The sequence below is a fragment of the Streptomyces sp. NPDC008001 genome (assembly GCF_042958085.1).
Lineage (GTDB): Bacteria > Actinomycetota > Actinomycetes > Streptomycetales > Streptomycetaceae > Streptomyces.
The window spans coordinates 928,306-938,827 of record NZ_JBIBIZ010000001.1; the positions used below are offsets into that span (position 1 = coordinate 928,306).

Here is a 10,522-nt window from a genome sequence, read left to right on the forward strand (position 1 = left end):
GGAGTTCTCCCGGAGAGGAAAAGTCGCCTTGCCCGGAATTGAGTGGAGGGCTTCGTGGTGGGGAGCCGATACTGCCCAGATGATCACTTTTGACAAGCGCCGCGACTGTCCTGGGCGGCTGCTGGATGCATCCTGGGTGCGGTGGCAGCAGCGCACTTGGCCACTTCCGGAGGACGCCCCGCTGCACGGCCGACTGGTCTACGAACCGGTGACCTCGGGATTCGAGCGCGGTCATCACCGTACGTACGAGGACCTGCTGGCCGACCGCGGCCCCCTGCGAGAGCGGCGCCGCCCCCAGCGGGAGGAGATCCAGCAGCTGACGGCTCGCCTGATGGCGGCCGGCTCCCGGGCGGTACCGAGCGTCTGCCTCGCCCTGACCCGCTTCCTGTCCGGCGCACAGGCCCGCTGGGCGGTCGAGCCCAAACGCGTACTCGCGGAGTGCTCGCTGGGTGTGCGCATGGCATGGAGCGCCCACGGTGTCCTCATCGAGTGCGGCCATGAGCTGGTTGCCGAGACCCGGACGGACCCGGTGGTCCTCGCGGCGGTCGGCGAGGCGCTGGAACGCTGGACGACGCAGGCGGATGTCTTCTGGGAACCGGCCCGGGCCCTGTCCGAGGCCACCATCGCAGCTGTGCACGCTCTCGGCGGCTGGCAGCAGGCCACGGACGCGGAACTGCGCGCCTGGGCGGGGGCGGATTCAGTACAGGAGTGGGCGTTGTGCGACAGCTTCGATGTTGAGGACTGCGAGATCTGCCTGCCCGACCACTTCATGGCCGATGTGCTCTGCGAGGACGACACAGCCCGCTGACGGTGGCCAGCTGTGGCCCACAGCTTGGCCGTGGACTTCTCGGGAACTGGCGACAGTTGAATACGCGAGCCCACCAGTACGGGCCAGCATCGGCCGGACCATGATCACAGGCTTAGCGTTACCGCTGTACCAATGTTCCCCGAGGCCGTCATCCGGAAAAACCACCCCTGCTCCATCCCTGAACCCTGGGAGGTCGGCACCGCCGCAGTGGTTGAGAGGTGTGGTGGCGGGGAGCTGAAGTACGTCGCCACTGGCGTGTGCGGGTGATGAGGTGGTAGCGCCGCGCGCCCCGGTGCGCTGGTTGGCGCAGGTGTCGTCGCTGGAGGGTGAGCCGATGACCACGATGCCGCCCGCGGCGGCGGGCGAGGCGTTGAGCATCACGGCAACGGCAGTCATGACGCCGGCCAGGGCGAGGGAGCGGATGGCAGCAGCCAACTTGGTCTCCTGATGGGAAGCAGATGGAGAAGCTGCTCCGGCCTGCGCTTCGATGCCCTCGACCGTCCACTCGACGCCGTTGAGCCGCATCCCGGCTCCTGGCGCCAACGCCAGTATCCCGGCCCTCATCCGGCTGCCCGCCCGGCGCCCGCCCAGGCCGGCGTCGCATCGCTCAGCGGCTGGGCCAGCTCGATCGCGAGCCGTCCGTGCCAGATCAGGTGCAAGGCGTGGGCACGGGCCACCGCAGGCAGCCGAGTGGCCTCCACCAGATCCCCGAAGACCCGCGACCTACCCGCCACAGCACCGAGCAGCTCACCCTGGAGACCGAGCGGATCCTCCAGAGGACGGCGCTGGGCCGACAGAGCATCGAGTACGGAGATCACGTGCGGCCGCCAGCCGGGCACCACCGCATAGTGCCACCCACACGCTGCCGCGACCTTGGCAGCCGCGGCGAACTTCAGCCCGTCCCCCTCACCGATCCGGCACCGCGGCCGGACATCCATCAGCCACCAGGTGCCATCCGGCAGGCCAGCCAAAAAGTCGGGAATGTGCCCCACCCCGCCCAAGGAATGCCCGAAACCCAGTCGGAACGGCTGCGGCAGCACCTCGGCCACCCGCAGAAAATCCAGCGCCAGCAGCAGCCGCCGCTCCTCCAGCGACTCGAACTCGTGATGCCGTCCGGTGGATACAAGGAACTGCAGCCCCGGCCGGTGCTGCTGCCGGGAGAAATCGACGCCACCCTGGTTGCCGCCCACATACCCACTCACACAGCAGACCGGCGTCCGACCGCCCAGTGCCAGAGAAGGCCGGCATTGAGCACAAAACCGTAGAGCGCGACCGCTCATGAGAGCACTGGCCAACTAGAAGTCGAGATGGCCATCTATCGGTCGACGTCACATCAGTCTTCGTACACGGACAGGCTCAGCCACCACACCCCCAGGGACCGGATCGGACGTCACCGCACATCCAACCGCCTCGGCGGCTGTCAGCGCCGACCGTTCCCGGTCAGAGCATTACTTCTCGCGCAGGCTCTCGGCCTCGGCGGCCAGCACGGCCATGTCGCGGACATGCGTGTAGTACCTGGTCGCGTACTCGTCGTCGATCGCCGGCAGGACCTTGTCGAACACCGCCACCAGCCGCGTCAGGCCTGCGCGGTGCTGTTCGGTGAGAGGTCCTTCGAGGACGCTCGTCGCGTAGCCGTAGGCATCCGCGTCGAGCATCACCATGTCCTGGTCTCCGATGTCCAGGCCGCGGAAGCCAGGCGGGAACGGCGAGGCCATGTGCTCAGCGGTCATCCGCGACAGTGCATCCATTTTCTCTTCGAACATGTCAGCGATCATGCCGGGCATACTCAGGCATGCAGGCGCGGTTCGCATCACCCGGTGAACCAATGTGGTCACAGCACTAGTCGGCCGACCTGCCTGAGTCGCTCGTTCCAACTGAGCCCGTATCAGTGCGAACGGTCCGCCTCGCCCTGGGCGAGCGACTGTGTCAGGCGTTCCAGGCGCATGGCGAAGGCGGCGGCCTCACCCGGCGGCCACGTCGCCATCTCCTCCGCCACGAAGGACTCCATCGCCCCGCGCAAAGCCGTGACCGCCTTCTCGCCCTCAGTGGTGAGGACCAGCCTGGTCGCACGGGCGTCGGCGGGGTCGGGGCTACGGGTGATCAGCCCGGCCTCCTGCAGCCTGGTCGCGTAGCGGGTGGTGACGGTGCGGTCCATCCCGATCGCCTCGGCGAGCTTGGTGGCGGTGGCGGGCCCCACGCGGGCGAGCCCGGACAGCACGGGATAGGTGGTGGCGTCCACGCCCTCCACCCCGGAGGTCAGCCGGCCGTAGAGCCCGGCACGGGTGGCGCGCAGGGTCAGCGCCCCGATGGCTGCGGCCACGCGGGCGGCGGACGTGCTGTCAGGTGTCGTTTTACTCACCCCTCCATGATACGTGCAAAAAACACGGAGTCCTGCTAGCTTGATCTGCGTGCAGAAAGCACGTACATCGAGCACGCAAAGGACAGTCATGTCGCATTCGTCTTCGCACCAGCACCAGCCCGCCGTGCGCCCGGAAGATGTCCTGCCCGAGGGCGTCGACTCGACCGCGATCAACGGGCTGACCGTCCGCAAGGGTTCGGTGGCCGCATTCGTCGCCAACGCCCTGCGACTGGACGAGCTCACCGAGGGCACCCCCGAGTACGCAACCCTCGTCGCGCAGATGCGGGAACTCGCTCCCGCCCTGCGCGCCATCGGCCTCAACGATGTCTTCCGGCCTCGCTCCCCGGCGGTGGAGCGGATCCTCGCCGAGGCCGCGTAACGCGGCGCGTGTGGCCGGCGGCCGTCCGGCGGGACTGCCCCTCCGGGGCTGTCCCGCCGGGCTTGCCCCACGTGGCCTGCGACCGCCCTGGTGCCGCCCCGCCGCGAGGGAGGCGGCCATCAGCTCCGCTGGGCGGGGCCTGTGAAACCGAGCGATGTCTGAACTCCCCACTGCTGCACAGCGCGTCGGCGTCTGCCTCATTTGACAGCATTTAGAGGCATTGGGCGGCGCTTGAAGCGGGCAGCGGGAACACGCAATTGGACAAGAATGAGAGGAAGTGGCCGCCATGCTCGACGTGCTCATCGCCGGAGCCGGCCCGGTGGGGCTCTGGCTCGCCGCGGAGTTGCGCCTGCAGGGGGTGGAGGTGGCCGTCGTGGAACGCCGGGCGGCACCGGACGGACGGTCGCGCGCGGTCGGCATGCAGGCCGGCACGCTGGACACCTTCGCCACACGCGGCCTCGCGCAACGGTTCATCGAACGCGGAACACCGGTGCCGACCGGCCACTTCGGGGCGGCGACCACCCGGCTGGACTTCTCCACCGTCGGGGCGGCCCACCCCTACATGCTGGCGCTCGGCCAGTCCGTCACCGAGCAATTCCTGGAAGAGCACGCGGTCGCCGTGGGCGCCCGGGTGCTGCGCGGGGAGGAGGTCGTCTCGCTCACTCAGGCCCCTGACGCCGTCGAGGTGGTGATCCGGTCCGGCGGCACCCACCGGACGGTGCGGGCCCGCTGGGTGGTGGGCTGCGACGGCACCCGCAGTGCGGTGCGCCGGGCGGCCGGCATCGACTTCCCCGGCCAGGACACCACGCTGACCGGATGGCTCGCCGACGTAGAACTCGACGATCCGCCCACCGCGCCGCTCGCCGCCGCCGGGCCGGCCGGTTCGTTCCTGGCGGCCCCGATAGGCGACGGCGTCCACAGGCTGGCGGGCCTCTCCACGGCCACCATGCACTACGGCGCCGGCGAACCGCTGACCCTGGAGGAGGTTCGCGAGCAAACCCGCACGCTGCTGGGGCGGGACCTCGGCATCCGCAACCCCCGGTGGCTGTCGCGCTACGGCAACGCCACCCGCCGGGCCGCGCGGTACCGGGCCGGACGGGTGCTGCTGGCCGGGGACGCGGCACACATGTTCTTCCCGGCCGGTGGGCAGGGCATGAACCTCGGCATCCAGGACGCCACCAACCTGGGCTGGAAGCTGGCCGCCACCCTCCAGGGCCGGGCACCCGACGGACTGCTCGACAGCTACGACACGGAGCGCCGGCCGGCCGCCCGCGCCGTCATCGACAACACCCGCGCGCAGCTCGCCCTGTTCGCCGCGGCGAGCCCGGAGCAGATCGCCCTGCGCGAGGTCTGGTCCGCCGCGCTTGCCGAACCGCAGACCAACCGCCAGTGGGCCCGCCGGATCGCCGGCTTCGACGACCCGCTCCCTGCCGACACCCCACCCGGCGCGCACCCGCTGATCGGCACCCGACTGGCCGGCCTCGCCCTGGACACGCCCGCCGCACCCACCGCCCACCCGTTGATGCACCACGGCCGACCACTGTTGCTGGACCTCGGCGCGACACGGACACCGTGCCTCACCGATGGCCTGGAACAGCGGGCGGTAGCCGTGAACGCCGAGGCATCGCATGCGATCTGGCGGGACGTCGCTGCCGTCCTGATCCGGCCGGACGCCCGGATCGCCTGGGCCAGCACTGACACCGACCCGCGGCACCGAGCCGCGGACTGCCTCACCACCCTGCGCACCCTGAGCCGCTGAACGCCGCTCGACGAGCCCACCCGCCGGCCACGCCTACCTGCACACTGCCCTGGATCAGGGCCCTGGATCAGGCGAGGGCGGTGGCCCGGGCGCGCGTGCCGTCCGCGGCGGAGGACGCAGCCCGCAGCGCCGCGGCCGTCTCGGCGATGCTTCGTACGGGCAGAGCCTCCGGGTCTCGTCGGCCCGTACGCAACTTCTTCGCATTAAGCTGGGCGCATGAGTGCTCGAGCGACCACACGTCCCGGCGGGCGCAGCGCCCGCGTCCAGCAGTCCGTGCATCAGGCCGTCCGTGATCTGGAGGCGGAGGTCGGGCGGGACGCGCTCACCGTGCCGCTGATCGCCGCCCGCGCGGGAGTGACGCCGTCCACCATCTACCGGCGCTGGGGGGACCTGCGGGAACTGCTGTCCGACGTGGCCGTCGAGCGGTTGCGCCCCGATGCCGCGCCGGCCGACCTCGGCAGCCTGCAGGCGGACCTGGAGGCGTGGGCGGTGCAGTTCGCGGAGGAGATGTCCTCGACGGCGGGCCGCACGTACATCCGCGACGCCCTGCTGGGTGACCCCGAGCAGGGCAACGCGGTGCGCTGCTCCGATTACGCCGTCGAGCAGTTGAAGGTCCTCGGCGTTCGCGCGGCCGGGCGCGGGGAGGCCGTGCCCGATGTGGAGACCTTGCTGGACGTTGTCGTCTCGCCCTTGATGTACCGCATCCTCTTCCGTCCCTCGGATCTGTCGGCGGCCTACACCGACCGGCTCGTGGCGGCGGCGCTCGGCCGGTGCCCGCTCCCTCCGGCGGCCAAAAGCTAAAGATTTGCGTTTCGGGTGACAGGCAGCCTATTGTCTCTAACGCAAAGCGTTGGCCTTTAGGTGTGAGAGGTGCTCCACGCTCAGCGTCCCGGCCTTGCCGTCCTCGCCGAGCACCAGCTGACCGGGTCCTCCCTCCCACCGCACCGCCCCATCCGAAAGGACCCACCGATGAGCACTGCCGCGCCCCGTCAAGCCACTCCCTCCGCTCGTACGGGATGGAGCCTCGGCGACATCGCCGTACGCCGCGTCGACGAGATCGAACTGCCGCGCCAGACCGGCCCCTGGCTGCTGCCGGACGCCACCAAAGAGGTGCTGGACGAGGCGTCGTGGCTGCGCCCCGACTTCGCCGACGCCGACGTCCCCCGTCTGGCGAGCCACAGCTTCGCGGTGGAGGCGGGCGGGCTGCGGATCGTCGTGGACACCGGCATCGGCAACGCCAAGCCGCGCGCCAACCCGGCCTGGAACGGTCTCGACACCGACTTCCTGCAGCGCCTGACGGCGGCCGGCTTCCCGCCCGAGTCCGTGGACCTGGTGATCACCACGCACCTGCACACCGACCACGTCGGCTGGAACACCCGCCTCGCCGGTGAGGACTGGGTTCCCACCTTCCCCAATGCGCGCTACCTCACCAGCCGCACCGAATGGGACCACTGGGCCGCCACTGACCTGGACGAGGCCCGCCGCCAGATGTTCCGCGACTCCGTCACCCCCGTCCGCGACGCCGGACAGTACGACCTCGTGGACGTGCCCGATCAGGGGCACGAGGTGGCGCCGGGCGTCCTGCTGGTCCCTGCCCCGGGACACACCCCGGGGCAGGTCGCCGTGGAACTGCGCGGCAGCGAGCGCCGCGCGCTGATCACCGGCGACAGCATCCACCACCCCGTGCAGCTGTCCCACCCCCACGTGAACAGCTGCGTCGACATCGACCCCGCCCAGGCGATCCGCACCCGCGCCCGGCTGCTCGACGCCCTGGCGGACACCGACACGCTGCTCCTGGGCACCCACTTCCCGCAGCCCACGGCCGGCACCGTCCGCCGGGAGAACGGCCGTTACCGGCTGCTCACCGAGCACGGCACCGAGATCCCGGCCACCGCGGCCTGACCGCACACCCACCCCCGCACACCCGCCCCGGCTCGGCCGCTCCCGCACACCCGCCCCCGCTCGGCCGCTCCCGCACCGGCCGCCGAGCTGCCGCGGCATCTGCAGCTGTCTAAAGCGAATCCTTAGCCTTCAGGGCTCCGGTCACACCGCCGCTCCAACCTCCACTCCAACCTCCACCAAGAGGGAGAACATCCATGTCCGCCATCGAACTCACACCGCCAGAGGCCGCCCGCTGGGCCGCCCGCGCCGGACTCGAGCTGCCCGCCGAGCGGCACGCCGAGGTCGCCGCGGTCGCCAACCACATCCACAGCGTCGTCTCGGTCCTGCGCGAGCTGGACTTCGCGGACGCCCCGCCCGCCGCCGCCTACCACGCCGCCGCCTACCACGCCGGACAGGAGAAGCACGATGGAGCCGCATGAGCTGTCCCTCGCCGCCGCCGCGGACGCGATACGGGCCCGGCGGCTGTCCCCCCTCGAACTGGTCGACTCCGTCCTCGACCGGATCGAGAAGACCGAGCCGCACCTCGGCGCCTACGTCACGGTGGCCGCGGAGCAGGCGCGCCGGGCGGCGGGCGAAGCCGGACACGAAGTGGCGCAAGGCCGTTACCGGGGACCGCTGCACGGCATCCCGATGGGACTCAAGGACCTCATCGATGTCCGGGGGATGGCCACTACGGCCAGCTCCCGGGTCCGTGCCGGCCATCGCGCGACAGCGGACAGCACGGTCGCCGCGCGACTGAGCGCAGCCGGCGCGATCCTGCTCGGCAAGACCCACACCCACGAATTCGCTTTCGGCCTGACCACCCCGCAGACCCGCAATGCCTGGGACCCCGGCCGGGTCGCCGGCGGCTCCAGCGGCGGCTCCGCGGTCGCCGTCGCGTCGGGCGCCGCGACCTTCGCCCTGGGCACCGACACCGGCGGGTCGATCCGGGTGCCCGCCGCGCTCAACGGCGTCGTCGGCCTCAAGCCGACCTACGGCCTCGTCCCCCGTCACGGCGTCACCTCCCTGTCCTGGTCCCTGGACCACGTCGGCCCGATCACCCGAACCGTCGAGGACGCGGCCCTGGTCCTGACCGCACTGGCCGGACACGACCCGCGCGACCCCGCCTCCCTCTCGGTGCCCGTCACGGACTACCGGCCCGGTGCCGGCACGGACCTGACAGGGCTGCGCATCGGCCTGCCGCGCACCTACTACTTCGACAACGTCCACCCCGAGGTGGAGACCGCCGTCCGGCACGCCATCGGGCAGCTGGAAGCCCTGGGCGCACAGCTCGTCGAGGTCGACATCCCGATGACCCGTTACATCCAGGCCACCCAGTGGGGCCTGATGGTGCCGGAGGCCGGCGCCTACCACGAAGGCAGCCTGCGCACGGTCCCCGGGCTGTACCAGGAGGACGTCCGTGTCCTTCTGGAGGCGAGCGAGTTGATGAGCGCCGGTGACTACATGCGTGCTCAACGCTCCCGCACGCTCATGCGCGCCGAGTGGGCCCGGATGCTGGAGGAGGTCGACCTGATCGCCGCCCCGAGCGTCCCCATGCCCGCGGTCGGAGCCGGCGAGGAGACGGTCACCTGGCCCGACGGCACGGAAGAGAGCGTCTCCGACGCCTACGTGCGCCTTTGCGCCCCCGCCAACATCACCGGAGTGCCCGCCCTGACCGTTCCGGTCGGCCACGACGCGGCGGGCATGCCCATCGGAATGCAGCTGCTCGGCCGGCCCCTCGGCGAGCCCGCACTCCTGCGGGTCGGCCACGCCTACGAGCAGACGCAGCCCGCCCGGGAACTCGCCACAGTGGCCTGATCGTCCGCGCCACCTGGCCAACGCACCGGACGCCGTTGGCCAAGTGGCGCGCCCGCGCTCCCGGTTGCCGGGCGAGGAACCGGGCGCAGACATCCGGAAGCCCGCGTAACGTCCCTTCCGCCGTCCCCGGAGGGATCCGTCGGCACAGTCACGGCTCCCCCCGGCCCCGGGTGATTCGGACGGACGGCTGAGTTCCGGCCTTAATGGGGGACTAGGGAAATTCGGGTATCACCAGTCATACGGTCGCCTTTGGTTTCCGAAAAGAGCCGAGGTGGTGACCATGCACGACCAGAGCCCGCTGCGAGCCGAGACTTGGCCGATGTCGCGGACCTGCCCGTTCTCCCCGCCGCCGGACTACGCCGCTCTGCGCGAGCACCCCGGCCTGCCCAGGGTGACGGGCCCGAGTGGACGCACCGTGTTCGTTGCCGCACGCCATGAAGACGTCCGCGCTGTGCTCGGCGACGCCCGGTTCAGCTCCGACCGCTCGCACCCGGACTTCCCGCGGATGCGCGTCGGCGAGACCGTGTTCCCCGGCTTCAGGCCCTCGCTGGTCGAGATGGACCCGCCCGAGCACGGCCCCGTTCGTCGTGCGGTCGCCGGCGAGTTCGCCGTCCGCCGCATGCGAGAACTGCGCCCCAAGATCCAGTGCATCGTCGACGGTCTGCTCGACGATGTGCTGGCCGGCGCCGGACCCGCCGACCTGGTGTCCGCGCTGGCCGTGCCGATGGCCGGTCTGGTGCTGTGTGAGCTGCTCGGCATCCCGACCGGTGACCGGGAGGAGTTCACCACCAACACCACGGTGCTGACGGCCCACGACTCCGCTGCTGCGGATCGCGCCGAGTCCTTCCGCTCTCTGATGGCGTATTTCGACGCGCTGTGCGCCGTCAAGATGACCGAGCGGCCCGAGGACCTGCTGGGCAGGCTGGCGGCCCACCAGCTCTTCAGCGGTGGCGAGAGCCGCCGGTCCATGGTCGAACTGTGCATACTCCTGCTCGTCGCGGGCCTGGAGACCACCGCCACGATGACCGCACTCGGGGTCCTGGCCCTCCTCGAACACCCCGACCAGCTCGCCCTCCTCACCGCCGACCCTGGCCTGACCCCGGCAGCGGTGGAGGAACTGCTGAGGTTCTTCTCCGTCGCCGAGCTGTCCCTGATGCGCCGCGCCACGGCGGACGTCGAGATCGGCGGCACTCTGGTACGGGCGGGCGAGGGCGTCGCCGCCCTGTCCGCCGCCGCCAACCGCGACCCCGCGGCCTTCGCCGACCCGGACACGTTCGACATCACCAGGGACAACCGCAGGCACCTGGCTTTCGGCTCGGGACCGCACCAGTGCCTCGGCAAGAATCTGGCCCGGCTGGAACTGCGCATCGTCCTCGGCACTCTGTTCCGGCGCATCCCCACCCTCCGCCTGGCCACGCCGCGCCACGAACTGCGCTACGTCAACGGCTCCGGGTTCTCGGTATCGGCGCTCCCGGTCACCTGGTGACGGAGACAAAAAGCGTCGGCCGTCAGTCATAC

Annotated in this window: 12 protein-coding genes; 8 read left to right on the forward strand and 4 right to left on the reverse strand. The window is 70.9% G+C overall.

Going from position 1 to position 10,522, the window contains the following annotated elements:
• The first annotated feature begins 79 nt into the window (after positions 1-79).
• The gene (locus ACFZCD_RS03615) at positions 80-808 is read left to right on the forward strand and encodes a hypothetical protein (protein WP_391827434.1); all 729 of its coding nucleotides are present in this window, start codon (positions 80-82) and stop codon (positions 806-808) included.
• Here ACFZCD_RS03615 and ACFZCD_RS03620 read toward each other — a convergent pair.
• From ACFZCD_RS03620 to ACFZCD_RS03635, 4 genes are all read right to left on the reverse strand, one after another.
• Positions 698-1,372, reverse strand: coding sequence for a chaplin family protein (locus ACFZCD_RS03620; RefSeq protein ID WP_391827436.1), 675 nt, complete (start codon positions 1,370-1,372; stop codon positions 698-700). The genes ACFZCD_RS03615 and ACFZCD_RS03620 overlap by 111 nt on opposite strands.
• Positions 1,369-1,998, reverse strand: coding sequence for a hypothetical protein (locus tag ACFZCD_RS03625; RefSeq protein WP_391827438.1), 630 nt, complete (start codon positions 1,996-1,998; stop codon positions 1,369-1,371). Before ACFZCD_RS03625 ends, ACFZCD_RS03620 begins: the two co-directional genes overlap by 4 nt.
• Before the next feature lie 258 nt (positions 1,999-2,256).
• Positions 2,257-2,571 (reverse strand): hypothetical protein, encoded by a 315-nt coding sequence (locus tag ACFZCD_RS03630; RefSeq protein WP_391827440.1) that lies wholly within the window; start codon positions 2,569-2,571, stop codon positions 2,257-2,259.
• Between the two features lie 122 nt (positions 2,572-2,693).
• Complete coding sequence (locus tag ACFZCD_RS03635) at positions 2,694-3,167, reverse strand: MarR family winged helix-turn-helix transcriptional regulator (protein ID WP_391827442.1); 474 nt, start codon at positions 3,165-3,167, stop codon at positions 2,694-2,696.
• A gap of 88 nt (positions 3,168-3,255) precedes the next feature.
• Between ACFZCD_RS03635 and ACFZCD_RS03640 the strand changes: the two genes are divergently transcribed.
• From ACFZCD_RS03640 to ACFZCD_RS03670, 7 genes are all read left to right on the forward strand, one after another.
• Positions 3,256-3,546: a hypothetical protein gene (locus ACFZCD_RS03640; RefSeq protein ID WP_391827444.1), complete on the forward strand. Its 291-nt coding sequence runs from the start codon at positions 3,256-3,258 to the stop codon at positions 3,544-3,546.
• Positions 3,547-3,832: 286 nt separating this feature from the next.
• Positions 3,833-5,305 carry an FAD-dependent monooxygenase gene (locus tag ACFZCD_RS03645; RefSeq protein WP_391827446.1) on the forward strand — a complete coding sequence of 491 codons (1,473 nt, stop codon included), beginning with the start codon at positions 3,833-3,835 and terminating at the stop codon, positions 5,303-5,305.
• A gap of 216 nt (positions 5,306-5,521) precedes the next feature.
• A complete protein-coding gene (locus tag ACFZCD_RS03650; RefSeq protein WP_391827448.1) occupies positions 5,522-6,106 on the forward strand; it encodes a TetR/AcrR family transcriptional regulator in 585 nt (194 codons plus the stop codon).
• A 168-nt stretch (positions 6,107-6,274) separates the two neighbouring features.
• Positions 6,275-7,207: an MBL fold metallo-hydrolase gene (locus tag ACFZCD_RS03655; protein ID WP_391827450.1), complete on the forward strand. Its 933-nt coding sequence runs from the start codon at positions 6,275-6,277 to the stop codon at positions 7,205-7,207.
• Between the two features lie 194 nt (positions 7,208-7,401).
• Positions 7,402-7,626 (forward strand): hypothetical protein, encoded by a 225-nt coding sequence (locus tag ACFZCD_RS03660; RefSeq protein ID WP_391827451.1) that lies wholly within the window; start codon positions 7,402-7,404, stop codon positions 7,624-7,626.
• Positions 7,613-9,004: an amidase gene (locus tag ACFZCD_RS03665; protein WP_391827453.1), complete on the forward strand. Its 1,392-nt coding sequence runs from the start codon at positions 7,613-7,615 to the stop codon at positions 9,002-9,004. Before ACFZCD_RS03660 ends, ACFZCD_RS03665 begins: the two co-directional genes overlap by 14 nt.
• A gap of 280 nt (positions 9,005-9,284) precedes the next feature.
• Positions 9,285-10,490, forward strand: coding sequence for a cytochrome P450 (locus ACFZCD_RS03670; RefSeq protein ID WP_391827455.1), 1,206 nt, complete (start codon positions 9,285-9,287; stop codon positions 10,488-10,490).
• Positions 10,491-10,522: the final 32 nt, after the last annotated feature.